This window comes from Rhodococcoides navarretei, from assembly GCF_038069675.1.
In the GTDB taxonomy this organism is placed as follows: domain Bacteria; phylum Actinomycetota; class Actinomycetes; order Mycobacteriales; family Mycobacteriaceae; genus Rhodococcoides; species Rhodococcoides navarretei.
Genome location: NZ_JBBPCN010000001.1, coordinates 3,239,603 through 3,256,409 on the forward strand (window position 1 = coordinate 3,239,603; position 16,807 = coordinate 3,256,409).

Annotated in this window: 15 protein-coding genes; 5 read left to right on the forward strand and 10 right to left on the reverse strand. The window is 65.8% G+C overall.

The features are described from left to right. Window positions 1–16: 16 nt before the first annotated feature. The 6 genes from AABD04_RS15230 to AABD04_RS15255 all read right to left on the reverse strand — a co-directional run bounded on the left by AABD04_RS15230 (window position 17) and on the right by AABD04_RS15255 (window position 7,499). Window positions 17–1,237 (reverse strand): alkane 1-monooxygenase, encoded by a 1,221-nt coding sequence (locus AABD04_RS15230; protein ID WP_374638794.1) that lies wholly within the window; start codon window positions 1,235–1,237, stop codon window positions 17–19. Window positions 1,238–1,389: 152 nt separating this feature from the next. Then, the gene (locus AABD04_RS15235; protein WP_243593547.1) at window positions 1,390–2,907 is read right to left on the reverse strand and encodes an amino acid permease; all 1,518 of its coding nucleotides are present in this window, start codon (window positions 2,905–2,907) and stop codon (window positions 1,390–1,392) included. A 159-nt stretch (window positions 2,908–3,066) separates the two neighbouring features. Beyond that, window positions 3,067–4,296, reverse strand: coding sequence for a mannose-6-phosphate isomerase, class I (gene manA, locus AABD04_RS15240; protein WP_341441664.1), 1,230 nt, complete (start codon window positions 4,294–4,296; stop codon window positions 3,067–3,069). Further along, window positions 4,296–5,438 carry a tobH protein gene (locus AABD04_RS15245; protein WP_341441665.1) on the reverse strand — a complete coding sequence of 381 codons (1,143 nt, stop codon included), beginning with the start codon at window positions 5,436–5,438 and terminating at the stop codon, window positions 4,296–4,298. The genes manA and AABD04_RS15245 overlap by 1 nt, the downstream gene beginning before the upstream one ends. A gap of 72 nt (window positions 5,439–5,510) precedes the next feature. Then, entirely contained in the window at window positions 5,511–6,893 is a 1,383-nt protein-coding gene (locus tag AABD04_RS15250; protein ID WP_341441666.1) for a phosphomannomutase/phosphoglucomutase, read from the reverse strand. A 195-nt stretch (window positions 6,894–7,088) separates the two neighbouring features. Next, window positions 7,089–7,499 (reverse strand): DUF3499 domain-containing protein, encoded by a 411-nt coding sequence (locus AABD04_RS15255; protein WP_243593551.1) that lies wholly within the window; start codon window positions 7,497–7,499, stop codon window positions 7,089–7,091. A 72-nt stretch (window positions 7,500–7,571) separates the two neighbouring features. Between AABD04_RS15255 and AABD04_RS15260 the strand changes: the two genes are divergently transcribed. Further along, on the forward strand, window positions 7,572–8,051 hold the full coding sequence (locus AABD04_RS15260) for a metallopeptidase family protein (protein WP_335740868.1): 480 nt from the start codon (window positions 7,572–7,574) through the stop codon (window positions 8,049–8,051). A gap of 41 nt (window positions 8,052–8,092) precedes the next feature. On the opposite strand, the gene AABD04_RS15265 is transcribed toward AABD04_RS15260, so the two are convergent. Beyond that, window positions 8,093–8,326, reverse strand: a complete 234-nt coding sequence (locus tag AABD04_RS15265) for a WhiB family transcriptional regulator (protein ID WP_027496498.1) — start codon at window positions 8,324–8,326, stop codon at window positions 8,093–8,095. 744 nt (window positions 8,327–9,070) lie between these two features. Between AABD04_RS15265 and cofD the strand changes: the two genes are divergently transcribed. From cofD to AABD04_RS15280, 3 genes are all read left to right on the forward strand, one after another. Further along, window positions 9,071–10,045: a 2-phospho-L-lactate transferase gene (gene cofD, locus AABD04_RS15270; protein ID WP_243608108.1), complete on the forward strand. Its 975-nt coding sequence runs from the start codon at window positions 9,071–9,073 to the stop codon at window positions 10,043–10,045. Next, a complete protein-coding gene (locus AABD04_RS15275) occupies window positions 10,042–11,421 on the forward strand; it encodes a coenzyme F420-0:L-glutamate ligase (RefSeq protein WP_341441667.1) in 1,380 nt (459 codons plus the stop codon). The genes cofD and AABD04_RS15275 overlap by 4 nt, the downstream gene beginning before the upstream one ends. A 106-nt stretch (window positions 11,422–11,527) precedes the next feature. Then, a complete protein-coding gene (locus AABD04_RS15280; protein WP_341443073.1) occupies window positions 11,528–11,986 on the forward strand; it encodes an NUDIX hydrolase in 459 nt (152 codons plus the stop codon). 27 nt (window positions 11,987–12,013) lie between these two features. On the opposite strand, the gene manB is transcribed toward AABD04_RS15280, so the two are convergent. Genes manB through rfbD form a run of 3 tightly spaced genes read right to left on the reverse strand, consistent with a single transcriptional unit; the run spans window position 12,014 to window position 14,898 of the window. Continuing rightward, window positions 12,014–13,108 (reverse strand): mannose-1-phosphate guanylyltransferase, encoded by a 1,095-nt coding sequence (gene manB / locus AABD04_RS15285; protein ID WP_341441668.1) that lies wholly within the window; start codon window positions 13,106–13,108, stop codon window positions 12,014–12,016. Then, a complete protein-coding gene (locus AABD04_RS15290; protein WP_341441669.1) occupies window positions 13,098–14,009 on the reverse strand; it encodes a glycosyltransferase family 2 protein in 912 nt (303 codons plus the stop codon). The genes manB and AABD04_RS15290 overlap by 11 nt, the downstream gene beginning before the upstream one ends. Window positions 14,010–14,043: 34 nt before the next feature. Beyond that, window positions 14,044–14,898 (reverse strand): dTDP-4-dehydrorhamnose reductase, encoded by an 855-nt coding sequence (gene rfbD, locus AABD04_RS15295; RefSeq protein ID WP_341441670.1) that lies wholly within the window; start codon window positions 14,896–14,898, stop codon window positions 14,044–14,046. Between the two features lie 480 nt (window positions 14,899–15,378). Here rfbD and AABD04_RS15300 point away from each other — a divergent pair, with 480 nt between their 5' ends. Beyond that, on the forward strand, window positions 15,379–16,803 hold the full coding sequence (locus tag AABD04_RS15300) for an LCP family protein (RefSeq protein ID WP_341443074.1): 1,425 nt from the start codon (window positions 15,379–15,381) through the stop codon (window positions 16,801–16,803). Window positions 16,804–16,807: the final 4 nt, after the last annotated feature.

The following is a 16,807-nucleotide window of genomic DNA, read 5'->3' on the forward strand; positions in this document are numbered from 1 at the left end:
ATTGCCGCCGCTTGCTCTATCCGTTTCGTCCGGCTCGCGCCAGAATCCGACCCCGTTTGCGGGGCAGGATGTTCGCGCGGGTGATATCGCCCTGGTAGTGCGCCAGTACCCGCGGGTCCATCACCCGACGCCACAGTGGCGGAATTGCGGCGAGCATCACCATCGACGCGTAGCCGGCAGGAAGCTGCGGTGCCTCGTCGCACGACAACAGCGTCTGATATCGCTTACCGGGATTGGCGTGATGGTCGCTGTGTCGTTGCAGGTGATAGAGGAAAATGTTGGTGCAGATTCTGTCGCTGTTCCAGCTGTGGCGTGGCGAGCAACGTACGTATCTGCCGCGGTCGTTCGTCTCCCGGAGCAGGGCATAGTGCTCCACGTAGTTCACCATTTCGAGCAGCACGAATCCGACGACGGCCTGCAGCAGCAGATACGGCGCGATGGACCACCCGAACACGATCAGCAGCGAGCCGAAGAGCACGGCGCTGAGCAGCCACGTGTGCAGTAGGGCATTGGTCGGGCTCGCGACCGAGCGGCCTTGACGCCGAAGGCGTTGCGCCTCGAGCTTCCATGCGGAGGCCAGACCGAGAATCGTGCTGCGCGGCACGAATGTCCACACGCTTTCGCCGAAGCGCGCGCTGGCGGGGTCGTCGGGCGTGGCCACTCGAACGTGATGCCCCCGATTGTGCTCGACGAAGAAATGCCCGTAGAGCGTCTGGGACAACGCGATCTTGGCCAACCACCGCTCGTGCTGTTCGATGCGGTGACCCAGTTCGTGAGCGGCATTGATACCGGTACCTGCCACCAGGCCCACCGTCACCGCGAGGCCGATCTTGTCCACCACGGTCAGCTCGCCGTACGCCCACATCCAACATGCGACGATCAGCGCAATGAACTGGATGGGGAGAAAAAGATAGGTACACCAGCGGTAGTAGCGATCGTTCTGCAGCTTCTCGCTGGCGGACGCGTCCGGATTGTGCCCGTCCTCGCCTGCGATCAGATCGATCACCGGAATGATCACGAAGAACACCAGCACACCGCTCCACCAGAACAGTGGCATCCCCGTCCAGTAGACCAACTGCGACGGCAGTAGCGCCGATGCCGGGGCCAACAGACCCAGCATCCACAAATAGCGTTTGTTGTCCTGCCAGCGACCCCATCGTTCACCGGCCTTCGAATCCCGCCCCCCGAAAGCGACACCCGAACCCTCCGTAGAAGTGATTCGGCCGTCCACACTCACTGTCTCGACACCCTCTCACCGAACTTTTCGAGTCCTCCAAGTCTGTTTTCGAGGGTATAACATTCCAGCGGTCGGATGCGAAGCTATCCAAAGTAAACCTCTGAGCGCTGGTCGGAGCGCACAAATGCCGGGTGGGAAGACCCCCGTTCGGGTCAGTGCTCCGACTTCTCGGTACGAGTCTTCTCGGCTTCCCGCAGACCCATCACCGAGTGCCGCCTGCTGTACACGACGTAGATGACGACACCGGCGGCCATCCAGACCAGAAAACGCAGCCATGTTTCGACCGACAGGTTCAGCATCAACCACAGGCACGCCAGGACCGCGAGGATCGGCACCAGGGGAACCCAGGGAACACGGAAACCACGCGGGAGGTCCGGGCGAGTTCTGCGCAGTACGAGAACCCCGGCAGAGACCAGCACGAATGCGAACAGCGTGCCGATGTTCACCATTTCCTCGAGCGTGCCGAGCGGAACGAACGCGGCGAGCAGGCCGACGATGACACCGACCAGAATCGTCGTCCGGACCGGTGTGCCCTTCTTTCCGGTGTGCGCCAGTGCCCGCGGCACCAGTCCGTCTCGCGACATCGCGAAGAGCACCCGGGTCTGCCCGAGCATCAGCACCATCACCACGGTCGTCAGGCCGGCGAGTGCACCGAACGAAATGATGTTCTTGGCCCAGGTCAGCCCGTTCAGCTCGAATGCCGTCGCCAGCGTGGAACTGTCACCGGCCAGATCGGTGTACTTGACCATTCCGGTCAGAACCAGGGTGACGGCCACGTAGAGCACGGTGACGATCGCGAGCGATCCGAGGATTCCTCGCGGGAGTGCCTTCTGCGGTTCCTTGGTCTCCTCGGCGGTCGTTGCCACCACGTCGAATCCGATGAATGCGAAGAACACCAGCGACGCCGCGGCCAGCAGTCCGTAGGCACCGAACGTGCTGCCGCCTGCTCCCGTGACGAACGAGAGAAGAGACTGATGCAGCCCCTCGCCCGTGGAGCCCGGTTGCGACGGCGGAATGTACGGGTCGTAATTGGCGACCTTGATGTAGAAGGCTCCGAGCACAACCACGAACAGAACGACGATCACCTTCACCGCCGTGATGACCAGCGACACTCGTGAGGACAACTTCGTGCCCGATGCGATGAGCACCGTCAGGACCACCACGATCAGCAGTGCGCCCCAATCGAAGTTCAGTGAGCCGATCTCGAGCACCGGAGCGGCCGTACCGAGCAGATCGCCGAGGTAGAGCGACCACGCCTTCGCCACCACGGCGGCTGCGAGGCCGAACTCGAGGATGAGATCCCATCCGATGATCCATGCGATGAACTCACCGAACGCGGCGTACGAGAACGTGTACGCACTTCCGGCCACCGGCACCGTGGATGCGAACTCCGCGTAACACAGCGCCGCGAGGCCACAGGCGATCGCCGCGAGCACGAAGGCCAACGACACTGCCGGTCCCGCAACGTTTCCGGCAGTCCGCGCGGTCAGGGTGAAGATGCCGGCACCGACAGCCACGGCAACGCCGAACACGGTCAGGTCCCAGGATCCGAGCTCTTTCCGGAGTTTCGTGTCCGGCTCGTCGGTGTCCTGGATCGACTGCTCGATCGATTTGGTCCGGAACCAACCCGTCGTGCGCGGGGTCTTCGCGGGCCGGTCTGCTCTGGTCATCGGGTCTCCGTATCGCCACTTCACATCTACCGACGGATCACCGAACACATCCGTCACTTCGATTCACTGTGGCATCAGACTATTGCCTCCGGGCGGACCGTTCGCACCATTACGCAGTTCGAAACCGCAAGCGGCGCAACGATGCCCGAATTGCCCGATCTACACGCGTCCGACGGAGGCCACGAACACCTCGGCGTCGCCCGACTCGGCGGTCACGGTGACGGATTCGTCGGAGGCCGGTATCCACACCGAACTGCCCTGAGACACCGTCAGACCGGACGGCCTCCCGGCGGTTCCCGCCACGACGGTTCCGCTGGTGCACAGCAGAATTCTCGGGCCGGATCCGGGTAGATCGACCGTCTCCCCCGCCGTCACCGCCGTCTTGCTCAGGGCGAATTCGGGTGCGGGCGTTGGGTACACGTACGTAGGCCGATCGTTCTCGCCCGGGGTGATGGGCGATATGTCGGCGGGCTCGAAGTCCAGTACCCGCAACAACTCCGGGACGTCGACGTGCTTGGGAGTCAGTCCGCCGCGGAGCACGTTGTCGGAGTTCGCCATGATTTCCACGCCCGTGCCGCGCAGATACGCGTGCAAGTTTCCGGCGTCGAGGTACAGACCCTGGCCGGGTGTGAGCGTCACCCGATTGAGCAGTAGCGCCGCAAGCACTCCGGCGTCACCGGGATACGACTCCCCGAGCTCGAGCAAGGTTCTCGCCTCGGCTGCGAATCGTCCACCGTCCGTACGCGCAGGACCGGACAGGTAGTCGATGCATCCCTGTGCGACGGCAGGCAAAATGTCGTCCAACGCTTGCCCGGGCAGCGTGATCCACGAGGTGAACACCGTGCGCAGCCCGGAAGCGTCGGGCTGGGCGGCGAGCAGAGTGCGGTACCCGGCCAGCGCAGGAACGGCCAACGCGTCGAGCAATTCGACGGTGTCGGTGGGTCGCCGGAACCCCGCCAGGGCCTCGAACTCGGTGAGAGCGACGATCAACTCGGGCTTGTGGTTCGGATCCCGGTAGTTGCGTACCGGAGAATCTATGGGGACGCCGGCGGTGTTCTCACGCGCGAAGCCCTCTCGGGCCTGGGCGCTGCTCGGATGCGCCTGCAACGACAGCGGTTCCTCTGCGGCCAGCAGTTTCAACAGGTATGGCAGCCGTGACTCGTAGTGCTGCGCAGAGCCGCCGAGCTGGGTGCTCGGATCGTCGTCGATCAGAGTGAGCAGAGGCGTACTACCACCCTCGTGCACCACGTGCGCGGAATCGGCCGGGTGAGCACCGAGCCAGATCTCCGCCTCGGGATGATCGGACGGAACCGGGCGACCTTGTATTCGAGCCAGGGCGGTTCGTGAACCCCATGCGTACGACCGAACCGCGCCTCGCAAGAGTTGCACTAGCTACCGCCCATCAACAACAGATACGCGGCTGTGGTGTCCAACCGCGTCGCCAACACGGACATCGTATCGAGCACCGAGAGTGTAGCCGGATCCGGCGACGGAGCGGGGTTGTCGAATTCGGACCTCGCGCGCTCGCCGCCGAACAGTGGCTCGCTCGAATCGGCAAGCAGTACTTCGGATTCCGGCACACCGGCGATTCGTCGTTCGGTGATCGCACGATCGGCTTCGGACGCCACCACGATCACTCGCATCGGCAGCGCGGGCGGTGGGCCGTCGAGTTGCTCGTCGTGAAAGATCGAGTCGAATGTCGATGACGCACCACCTGATTCGACGAGCGATGCCCGAACGGACGCGGCGATGACATCACCCAACTCCCCCGCACCGACGACCACGCCCGCCACCCGCAGGAGTACCTCGCTGCCGTGCCGAGCAACCTCGACTGCAGCGGGGCTTCCACCCGTCAGTACCGCGCGCCTACCGTTCAATCCACTGGCGAGGGCCTTGGCCGGATTGTGGAACACCTCATTGGACGGGCTGTTTCGCACGGCCTCTGCGTCGAGCAGATCCGCCAGACGAGACAAATTGGGCAGCAACGTCTTCCACGACCCACCGGACACCGCGCCGAGTACGGCAACGAATGCGGCGAGATAACGCATCAGCGCATTGTGGTCCCGAACCGCTATTCGCGGCGGCAACCACATCGCTCGAGGCCCCCGGACGGCTCGCAGCGGCCCCTCTTCCGGCGCAACCACGACGACTTCCGCCCCGCGGCGCGATGCTGCATCCACCGACTCGGCCAGTCGCGGATCTCCGGCGTCGTCGCCTGCCACCACGACCACGTCGAGCGGGCCGATCCACGGTGGAGTGCCGGTACTTCGTACCAGTGGCACCCCGAGTCGGTCGCCGAGAGCGGCGACGAGCAGCGACGCGGCCCGGCTGCTGCGGCCGTCGCCGGTCACGATCACCACGCTGCGGGGACGCAGATCCGTCAGTCGAGCGAGGACGGACTCGTCGACTGCGGTGGCGACGGCGCGCACCTGCGCGCCCGCCAGAGCGGCACTGCGCAACGAGCCGTCACGATCGGCTGCGATGAGGGCGTCGGAATCGTCGAGATCGACCAGAGACGACAGTGCCGTCATGGCTGCGACACCTCCCCTCATCCTCACCCGCTCGAAACGACTGCATACCCACTCATGAACCCTCGGTAACCACTATTGCAGTCCGGCGCGAACGATGCTCAATATCTCCGTCGAAAGCGCATCGACATCCGCTGCGGTACGTGCTTCGACGTTGAGCCGGAGCAGCGGTTCGGTGTTCGAGGCCCGCAAGTTGAACCAGGCACCGTCGGCGAGATCGACCGTCACACCGTCGAGTCGGTCGATGCCCGCAGTCCGATCGTCGAACGCTTCCAGGACCGCCTCGGTGCGTGCGGTTGCATCGTCGACGGTCGAGTTGATCTCTCCCGAAGCACTGTAGGTCTCGTAGGTGGCCATCATCTCCGACAGCGGGCGATCCTGTGCGCCGAGTGCAGCGAGCACGTGCAGCGCGGCGAGCATTCCCGAGTCGGCACCCCAGAAGTCACGGAAGTAGTAGTGAGCAGAGTGCTCACCGCCGAATATCGCGCCGGTGTCGGCCATCTGCTGTTTGATGAAGGAGTGCCCCACTCGGGTGCGAACCGGGGTACCGCCGAGCTCGGTGACCAGTTCCGGCACCGCACGCGAGGTGATCAGATTGTGTATGACCACCGCACCCGGCTCCTTGGCCAGTTCACGCTCGGCCACCAGGCACGTCACCGCGGACGGCGAGACCGGGTCTCCCTTCTCGTCGACGACGAAGCATCGGTCTGCATCTCCGTCGAAGGCGAGTCCGATGTCGGCACCGGTCTCGACGACGAAACGCTGCAGATCCACCAGGTTCGCCGGATCGAGCGGATTGGCCTCGTGATTGGGAAAGCTGCCGTCGAGCTCGAAGAAGAGCGGCTCTATCGTCACCGGCAGTGGCCCGAACACCGCGGGCACCGTGTGCCCGCCCATTCCGTTCCCGGCGTCGACGGCGATCTTCATGGACCCGATTCCTGACAGATCGACCAGGTCTCGAACGAACTGTGCATATTCGTCGAGCACGTCTCGGGATGTCGCTGTTCCGGACGGCCCGTCGAACTCCGGCACCCCGTCCACCAACTCGGCTTTGACCGTGGCCAAGCCCGTGTCCTGGCCCACCGGCTTGGCACCGGCGCGGCAGAGCTTGATCCCGTTGTACTTCGCCGGATTGTGACTGGCGGTGAACATCGCTCCCGGGCATTCGAGCAGGCCGGAGGCGAAGTAGAGCTGATCGGTCGACGCCAGCCCGATGTGCACCACGTCGAGGCCCTGAGCGGTCACGCCGTCCGCGAAGGCCCGAGACAGTGCGGGCGAGGAATCACGCATGTCGTGGCCGATCACGACCGACCGTGCGGCCCCCGACTCGTCACGAACCAACCGTGCGAAGGATGCGCCGACGTCGCGCACGAACGCCTCGTCGATCTGCTCGCCTACGACGCCACGGACGTCGTAGGCCTTGATGACGGCGTTGACGGACTCTGCGGTTCGGGCCACGAAAATTCTCCTGGTGATCGTTCTGACGACGCCGCACATCGGCGTCGAACATCGAGCGTCGGTAGCGGTGCGATCCACACCAAGTATCGGCAGACCGGCACTGTCCGTTTCGGTCCTGTGCTGCAAACCTTGCCAGACGGCAGACCGACCGGCCAGTCGGACCGCTGCACACCACAACCGTGGCGCGCAGACGGCTCAGGACGTGGGGTCGGGAAGCACTCGAAGGTGCCCGCGCCTGCCCGTTCGGACGGCCGGAGCGGATCGGCGTTCGGTGTCGGACGCCCGCGAGATCGAGCGGTCGGAGCCCTCACGGTCCTCGGATCGGACGCGATCGCCGCGGCCCGCCTCACGCACGGCCTCGGCGAGGGCCGTCAGATCGTCCTCGTCGGGGCTCGACGTCGAGTAGCCACCCTCGTACCGCACCAGTTCCCAGCCCTTGGGCGCGGTGGTGGTCGACGCATGCACCTCGCACAGATCCCAGGAATGCGGTTCGTCGACGGTGGCCAGCGGCCCGACGACCGCAGTGGAATCGGAGTAGACATATGTGAGCGTCGCAACGGCAGAACGGTTGCAACCAGGCCTGCAGCAGCCACGCAGTGATCTCACGAGTGCAGAGTATCCGGTGGGTGCAACCGACCGACCCACCGACACACCGGGCGAGCGCGATAACCTCCCCCTATGCCTCGATACTCGACCCCGCGCAGGATCACCTCTCGGTCCGTTGCTCGGCACGGACGCGGCATCCGCGGCCCGGTTCTGCCCGAGGACATCCCGGCGAGGCGCTCCAGGGCCGAGAAGTTCGATCGACTGGTGCTCGACGCGTTCGCGCGGATCGATCACAAGTGGCACGAGAAGCTCTCGAAGCTCGACATCGCCGTGGACGAAGTTCCCAAGATCAGGGCCTTGGATCCGGAATCTGTGACGTGGCCACCCGAGGTGGTGGCGGAAGGCCCTGTGCCGCTCTCGCGGTTGGTGCCGGCAGGCATCGACAAGCGCGGGGAGACGACACGCGCCAGAGTGGTGCTCTTCCGCAGACCGTTGGAACGTCGCGCGAAGCATCCGGAGGATCTGGAAGACCTGTTGTTCGAGGTCTTGGTGGAGCAGGTGGCGACGTATCTCGGCGTCGACCCCGACGAGGTGGATCCTGCCGGAGAGTAATCGATCGGGCACCGCCCTCTATCGATCGGTTGCGGTGCCGCTCAGCCGATTCCGCGCTTGAGCCGACGACGTTCCCGCTCGGACAACCCGCCCCAGATACCGAACCGCTCGTCGTTGGCGAGCGCGTATTCGAGGCACTCGTCCTTGACCTCGCAGCCGAGGCAGATGCGCTTCGCTTCGCGGGTGGAGCCGCCCTTCTCGGGGAAGAAGGCTTCGGGGTCGGTCTGCGCGCACAGTGCGCGCTCCTGCCACTGATCCTCGATTTCCTCGAACATCTCGTCGAAACCCGCGACGACACTGAGAAACGGCTTCGCCGGTGGAACCGACTCGGCGACGAACGGCATCAGGTCGGCGTCCGTATCCGTCTCGAGCTCGCCATCGGATACGCCGGCGTCGGATACATCGGTGTCGGATACATCGGTGTCGACAGCGGCCTCGACGGTTCGGGCAACGTACGCAGAGCCTGCGTCGATCGAGACGCTCGAATCTGCGCCGATGCGGGACTCGGTTTGCGGCGCGTCGTCGACAGCGCTGAGATGTGCAGTGGGTTCGCCCCGCTGATCACGTGTCACGTGCTGGTCATACATCGCTTCCGCCTCCTCACCTGTGGTAGCGCAGATACTTTCGATCCTCGCGTTCTCGAATACCTTGCCCCGCGCCGATATTCGATCGAGCAGCATGTCCGGACAGATACGTCGCGCCCGTCCGACCCTCGACCTCTACTCGACGTCCACTCAGGAACGAACAGGAAGGGAACGAGTGTTCGAAACCAGGTTCGCTGCAATCGAACTCGTGCGGCGAACACTGAATGACATACCTGTGATTAGACACGTCCAGGTGTGTCGCGGTCAAGCCGATCGTACAAATCCAATACCATCCCATGCCCGAAATCGGCACTCTCCCCGAATCGAAGCCCGTCGCGTGCGTGTCGCAATGGTTCTCGCCCCTGCACCGTCCGCGCGGACGGTGCGGGTGGGCGCTCGCCCAGCACCTCCGCAACCCCATTAGGGTCGTGTGTTGTGAAAGTTACTGTTCTTGTCGGTGGCGTCGGTGGAGCGCGGTTTCTGCAGGGCCTGAAATCCTTGTTCGGCGACGAGTCCGAGCACGAGATCACTGCCGTGGTGAACGTCGGCGACGACGTGTGGATGCACGGACTCCGTATCTGCCCGGATCTCGATACGTGCATGTACACCCTGGGCGGCGGAATCGACACCGATCGCGGGTGGGGTCGCATCGCGGAGACCTGGAACGCTCGGGACGAATTGGCTGCCTACGGTGCCGATCCCGACTGGTTCGGACTCGGCGACCGCGACATCGCCACGCACCTGATCCGCAGTCGCATGCTGCGCACCGGCTTTCCACTGTCCGCCGTCACCGAAGCACTGTGCAACCGATGGCAACCCGGTGTCCGGCTCCTGCCCGTCACCGACGACCGCTCGGAGACCCACGTCGTCGTCACCGACCCCGAGGACCCGAGCGGTGAGCAGCAGCGCGCAATTCACTTCCAGGAGTGGTGGGTTCGATACCGGGCCCAGATTCCGACCCACAGTTTCGCCAACATCGGTGCCGAACAGGCAACTCCGGCACCGGGAGTCGTCGAGGCGATCGCCGAGGCCGACGCCGTCGTCCTCGCGCCGTCGAACCCGGTGGTGAGCGTCGGCGCGATTCTCGCAGTGCCGGGCATCCGCGGGGCGCTGCGCACGACGGCCGCCAAGGTGGTCGGCCTCTCCCCCGTCGTCGACGGTAAGCCGTTGCGCGGCATGGCCGACGAGTGCCTGTCCGTCATCGGAGTCGAGACGACGGCGCAGGCGGTCGGCCGCCACTACGGAAGCCGAAGCGGTACCGGCATTCTCGACGCCTGGTTGGTGCACACCACCGACACGGCAGAGGTCGAGGGGGTGGACGTGCAGTCCGTTCCGTTGCTGATGACCGACCCCGAGACCACCGCGGTGATGGCACGCACCGCTCTGCGCGCGGCCGGACTCGACCTGTGAGCGAGCCTCGCGACATCGAGTCGATCCGGTCCGCACCCGGAGATCACGCTCCGGGCGGCTCGATCGAGATCCTGCCCGTCACCGGACTTCCCGAGTTCCGACCGGGCGACGATCTGGCCGCGATCGTCGCAGACCGTGCGCCGTGGCTACGCGACGGCGACATCTTGATCGTCACCAGCAAGATCGTCTCCAAGGTCGAGGGCCGCCTGGTGCAGGCACCTCGTGATGCGGACGAGCGAGATGCCGCCCGCAGGGTTCTCGTGGACCAGGAAGCCGTGCGGATCGTTGCGCGCAAGGGCCGAACCCTCATCACCGAGAACCGACTCGGCATCGTGCAGGCCGCGTCGGGAATCGACGGCTCCAACGTCGACGGTGGCGAACTGGCACTGCTGCCCGAGGACCCCGATGCCAGCGCCGCAGCTCTGCGCGCAGCTGTCGGAGAACTGCTGGGGGTGACGGTGGCCGTCGTCGTCACCGACACCATGGGACGTGCGTGGCGAATCGGCCAGACGGATGCCGCGATCGGGGCTGCGGGCATCGGCGTCGTGCACGCGTATGCCGGAGCGGAGGACGGTCAGGGGAACGAGCTCGTCGTCACCGAGGTCGCGATCGCCGACGAACTCGCTGCCGCAGGCGATCTGGTGAAGGGCAAGCTGGGCGGGGTTCCGATCGCCGTCGTCCGCGGACTGACCCCCGTCGACGACGGTTCCACCGCGGCGACCCTGCTGCGCGGCGGTGAGGACGATCTGTTCTGGCTCGGCACCGCCGAGGCCCTCGATCGCGGCCGACGAGAAGCTCTGCTGCGCCGACGATCGGTGCGCTCGTTCTCCGACGAACCCGTCGATCCCGAGTCCGTTCGTGCGGCCGTTGCCGATGCCCTCACCGCCCCGGCCCCGCACCACACTCGTCCGGTTCGGTTCGTGTGGGTCAGGACCCCCGCGGTGCGGCGTCGCCTGCTCGAGACGATGCGTGAGCAGTGGCGCGCCGACCTGACCGCCGACGGGCTCAGCGAGGAACGAATCGCGGCCAGACTGAGCCGCGGCGATATTCTCTTCGACGCCCCGGAGATCGTGATCCCGTTCTGTGTGCCCGACGGCGCACACTCCTACCCCGACGACAGGCGTCGCGCCGCGGAGGACACGATGTTCACGGTTGCCGTCGGTGCCGCCGTCCAGGGTCTGCTCGTCGCTCTCGCGGTGCGTGAGTTGGGTAGCTGCTGGATCGGTTCGACGATCTTCGCCGCAGACACCGTGCGCGCCGAACTCGGCCTACGAGCCGATTGGAAAGCCATGGGGGCCATCGCAATCGGACACTCCATCGAGCCGCTGACCGTGCGGGATCCGGTGGTGCCCGGGTCCTCGCTGGTGGAGCTCTGACGTGTCGGCGTCGACGCCGCCTCGTTCGACTCTGTGGAGTTCGGTCGGAGCATCGCTCGATCGATGGGCACCGTCCGATTCGAGGGACGAATCGCTCAGGCACACCATGCTGGCGTTTCTCGACAGCAATCCCGACGCCTGCCTGCGCGCCAACGAGGCCGGTCACTTCACCGCGTCCTCGTTGGTGCTCGACGCCTCGGGAACCCATGTACTGCTGACGCTGCATCCGAAAGTGGGTCGGTGGATTCAGCTCGGCGGCCACTGCGAACCGACCGACGGCACAGTGGTCGACGCGGCACTACGAGAGGCAACCGAGGAATCGGGGATCGCCGATCTGAGCATCGATTCGGCTCTGCTCTCGGCGCACACGCACCCGATCACGTGCTCGCTTGGTAAGCCGACGCGGCACCTCGACCTGAGGTTTCTGGTCCGGGCTCAGGATGGCGCGCGAGCAGTACGCAGCGAGGAATCGACCGACCTGCGCTGGTGGCCGGTCGATGCTCTGCCCGAGAACGCCGAGCGCGAGACGATCGACCACCTCGTCTCGCTCGCGGCGCTCCGCTGACCGATCGACCCGCTGGATGCCGTCCGGTCAGACGTCGGTGGAGAAGCGGACGCCACCGTCGGGCAACGTGACCCCGGGCCACACGCGCGCGCCGCGGAGCAACTCACAGCGGGCCCCGATGTCGGCACCGTCGCCGATGACCGCGTCGCGCACCAGTGCGCGGGGTCCGATACGGGCACCGAAGCCGAGAATGGACCGCTCGACGACGGCCCCTGCTTCGACGATCGCACCGTCGAACACGACGGCACCGTCGAGGCGGGCACCCGCCCCGATCTCGGCACCGCGTCCGACGACGGTTCCACCGATCAGCAAGGCACCAGGTGCCACACCGGCACCCGGATGGACCAACGATTCGCCACGATCACCGTGCAGTGCAGGCGACGGCGCGATGCCGCGAACGAGATCGGCCGAGCCCTTCACGAAGTCCTCCGGTGTTCCCATGTCGCGCCAGTACGCACTGTCGACGTGCCCGTAGACCTTCTTGTTCTCGGCCAGCAAGGCGGGGAACACTTCTCGCTCCACCGACACCGGCCGGTCGGACGGAATGGACTCGATGATCTCACGCTTGAACACGTAGCAACCGGCGTTGATCTGATCGGTCGGCGGATCCTGTGTCTTCTCGAGAAACGCTGTCACCCGGCCGGATTCGTCGGTGGGCACGCAACCGAACGCGCGCGGGTCACCCACGCGCACCAGATGCAACGTAACATCGGCATCGGTGGTGCGGTGGGTATCGAGAACCGCAGTCAGATCGGTGCCGCCCAGAACGTCGCCGTTGAACACCATGACATTGTCCGCACGCAGACGCGGCAGCACGTTTCTGATGCCACCGCCGGTGCCCATCGGTTCGGTCTCGAAGACGTACTCGAGATCGATACCGAGCGAGGATCCGTCGCCGAAATGCTGCTCGAACACTTCGGCTTTGAAGGAGGTACCGAGGACGACGTGCTCGATACCCGCGGCCTTGATGCGCGCCAAGAGGTGCGTCAGAAACGGCAGTCCCGCCGTGGGAAGCATCGGCTTGGGTGCCGAGAGCGTGAGCGGCCTCAGTCGAGTTCCCTTGCCGCCGACCAAGATCACTGCATCCGTACCTGCAGCGACCGATGGGGAACTATCCGACATGTCCAGCCTCTGTTCTCTCGTCCGATTCTCGTCCGTCGACTGCGCGGGCCCGCAGCGCCGAAGCCACAACGATCTTCGAGCGAAAACCGAGACCCACACGCAAGGCCAATCGTAAGGGCGCCTGCCACGTTCGGGCGTGTCGATCGGCCTGGAATCGGTACGCACTCGTGTGATGTGCGGGCAACATCACTTCCGGATGCCGTCCTGCCGCATGACCTTTCGAATGGGTCACCTCGACGCCGGGCACGTAGACGTTGTGCCAGCCCGCTCGGCCGAGCCGGTCACCGAGGTCGACGTCCTCCATGTACATGAAGTAGCGCGAATCGAATCCGCCGATCGAGTCGAACGCCGACCGCCGCAACAGCAGGCAGGATCCCGACAGCCATCCAACGGGCCGCTCGGCCACCGTCTCGTTCTCCTGGCGATACCGCTGCGTCCAGGGGTTTCCGGGCCAGAGCTTGCCCAGCACCGCGTGGCCCGCGCCGGACGTGAGATCGGGCACCGAGCGCGCCGACGGGTATCGGGAGCCGTCGGGCTCGCGGATCAGCGGTCCTAGAGCACCCGCGCGTGGCCACCGCGCCGCCGCGTCGAGCAGACCGTCGAGAGATCCGGGGTGCCACCGCACATCGGGGTTGGCCACGACGACGAACTCCACATCGGGATCGATCTCGGCCACCGCGCGGTTCACTGCTGCGCCGTAGCCGATGTTCGCGCCGGTGCGCAGCAACTCCGCCTCGTCGAACGCGAGTTCGGCGGCCTCGGGCGCACCGTCGACCGAGCCGTTGTCCGCCATGATCACCCGAAGCGGACGCGTCGTCGCCTCACGTAGAGACGTCAGGAACTGGTCAAGGTATTCGCCGGGTGAATAGGTCACCGTCACCACGGCCAGCTCGGAACTCACGCGGGCAAGACTAGCCCGAGGACGCGTCGAACCCTCATGTCGACTGCGCCAAGGCTGCGGCCAACGCCTCCGACCACGGCCGCGCCGGAGTCAGACCGGCATCGACCCATGCCGTCGGTGAGAGCACGGAGTAGGCGGGCCGAGGTGCCGGAACGACGTACTCGGCGCTCGAACACGGCTTCACTCGGTCGGGATCGGCACCGATCCCGGTGAACACCGCACGGGCGAGATCGAACCAGCTGGCCTGCCCCGCGTTGGTGTAGTGCAGAGTCCGCGCGCGAAGGTCCGGGTCGGCTTCGATCTCGAGCAGGCCCGACGCGAGGTCGAGGGCGAAGGTGGGCGACCCGATCTGATCGTTCACCACCGAGACGGTCTCGCGCTCGCCCTCGAGTCGACGCATCGTGGTCACGAAATTCTTGCCGGTGTTGTCGTACACCCACGCGGTCCGTACGACCACGGCCTCGGGCAGCTCCTCGTGCACGGCGAGCTCACCCGCGAGCTTGGTGCGTCCGTACGCCGACTGCGGCGCGGTCCTCGAGTCGACCTCGTACGGTTCGGTTGCTGTGCCGTCGAACACATAATCGGTGGAGACGTGGATCAACCGGGCTCCGACACGCCCGCACGCGCGCGCGAGATTTCGAGGGCCGTCCGCGTTGACCGCCGATGCCCTGGACTCGTCCGTCTCGGCGGCGTCGACGGCGGTGTACGCGGCGCAGTTGATCACCGTCGTCCCCGCGTTCACCGTGGCAGCGACGGCATCGGGGTCGGTGATGTCCAGGTCGGCGGACGAATAGGCGGACACCTCGACACCGTCACCTCGTTCGGCGGCGAGAGAAACCACTCGGCGGCCCAACTGGCCGTGTGCACCGGTCACGACGATCGCATTCACGGTTGCCAAGTGTGGCACGCCGTGTTCGCTTCGGCGAGGCAGCGACCGCCGACCAGTAACCTTCGAACGGCGGGGGGACAACAACGAAGCAGGCGGGCGTTTCACGCCGGCCGGAAACCAGAGAGGGTCGTCACGGTGCCACGAGATCCAGGCACGCCAGGAGGTGAGCGCACTCCCCCGCCCAGGCGACGCGCTCCCCGGCGACCCGAGGGCCCCGACCCGCGAACCTCCGGTCGCCCGCGTGACCTCTCGGGACGAGCAGCCCATCGACACGGCGACGACGAACAGCGCGGGGACCGCCGCACCGGCGAACGCAGACAGGGCGAACGCAGACAGGGCAATCGCAGCGACGCCTCCGACCGGTCTCGGCGGTCGGCGCAGCGCACGCCTCGCGGTCCCGTCGACGGTGCCGAATCGAACGATCGGTCGTCTCGCGGACGCAGCGGTGCGCGATGGCCTGCAACCCACGTCGCGGTCGCGGTGTTGTCCATTCTCGTCCTACTGGTGACCGGTTTCGCGTGGCGCAGCGTCGACAGTCTGCGGTCCAACATCGCCACCGCAGGTGGCCTGGGCCTCGGCGGTGCCGCGGACGGTGCCGTCGACATCCTGATGGTGGGCACCGACAGCCGCACCGACGCCCACGGCAACGCGCTGTCCCCCGAGGAACTGGCATCCCTGAACGCTGGTGAAGAGGTGGCGTCCAACACCGACACGATCGTGCTGATTCGTGTCCCCAACGACGGGTCGTCGGCCACCGCCATTTCCATCCCACGCGATTCGTACGTCGAAGTACCCGGCATCGGGATGTCGAAGATCAATGCCGCCTACGGCGCGACCAAGGAGAACAAGCGGCTCGAACTGGTGGAGCAAGGTGTCCCGGACGCCGATGCGGAGGGCCAGGCCACCGAGGCCGGGCGCGAGGCCCTCATCGACTCGGTCGCCAACCTCACCGGTATCACCGTCGACCATTACGCCGAGGTGGGGCTACTCGGTTTCGTGCTGCTGACCGATGCCGTCGGCGGCGTCGAGGTTTGCCTGAACAACCCTGTCCAGGAGCCTCTTTCGGGTGCGAACTTCCCGGCGGGCGAGCAGAAGCTGTCCGGTTCGCAAGCCCTGAGTTTCGTGCGACAGCGGCACGACCTCCCCCGCGGAGATCTGGACCGCATCGTGCGCCAGCAGGTGTTCATGGCCTCGCTCGTGCGCAGTGTGCTCAGCGCCAAGACGCTGAGCAACCCCGGCAAACTGGGCCAGCTCAGCACCGCGGTTCAGCGATCGGTGACACTCGATTCCGACTGGGACATCCTGCAGTTCGCCACTCGCCTTCAGGATCTCGCCGGCGGAAAGGTCAAGTTCGAGACCGTCCCCGCAGTCGACATCAATGCGACGACCGACTACGGCGAGTCGATCGTGCAGGTGGATCCGGCGGCGGTGAAGAAATACGTCGCAGGGTTGCTCGGAGACGGCAATTCCGCCGAGACCAACGCCGCGAACGCCGACGCTCCGGACGTCGATCCCTCGACAGTGACGGTGGACGTCGCGAACGACAGCGGGATCGACGGACTCGCCAACGGTGTCGCCGGTTCGCTGACGGCATTGGGATACGTCGGCGGCACCATCGGAAACTACGAGGGCGCGTCGATCTCCGCGAGCCGAATCCAGGCCGCAGATGTCGACAGCGATGCCGCGCGTGCCGTTTCGGCGGCACTGGGCGACCTGCAGATCACGGCCGACGACAAGCTGGCGGACGACACTGTGCGGGTGGTACTCGCAGATGACTACGCAGGACCGGGCTCGGGCCAGGCCTCGACGGCAGAAATCATCGCTCCCGAATCGGGTGCTGCGATTCCCGAGGCACCCGCGGCTCCGATCGACGCCGGTTCCACCGGCCCGATGTGCGTCAACTGATCGA

What these genes read in the sequence shown, in the direction of transcription:
- AABD04_RS15235 (WP_243593547.1), bottom strand. Translation starts at nt 2,907, where the DNA reads ATGACCAGAGCAGACCGGCCCGCGAAGACCCCGCGCACGACGGGTTGG.
- AABD04_RS15245 (WP_341441665.1), bottom strand. Translation starts at nt 5,438, where the DNA reads ATGACGGCACTGTCGTCTCTGGTCGATCTCGACGATTCCGACGCCCTC.
- AABD04_RS15260 (WP_335740868.1), top strand. Translation starts at nt 7,572, where the DNA reads ATGCCTCGATACTCGACCCCGCGCAGGATCACCTCTCGGTCCGTTGCT.
- AABD04_RS15265 (WP_027496498.1), bottom strand. Translation starts at nt 8,326, where the DNA reads ATGTTCGAGGAAATCGAGGATCAGTGGCAGGAGCGCGCACTGTGCGCG.
- AABD04_RS15280 (WP_341443073.1), top strand. Translation starts at nt 11,528, where the DNA reads ATGCTGGCGTTTCTCGACAGCAATCCCGACGCCTGCCTGCGCGCCAAC.
- manB (WP_341441668.1), bottom strand. Translation starts at nt 13,108, where the DNA reads ATGTCGGATAGTTCCCCATCGGTCGCTGCAGGTACGGATGCAGTGATC.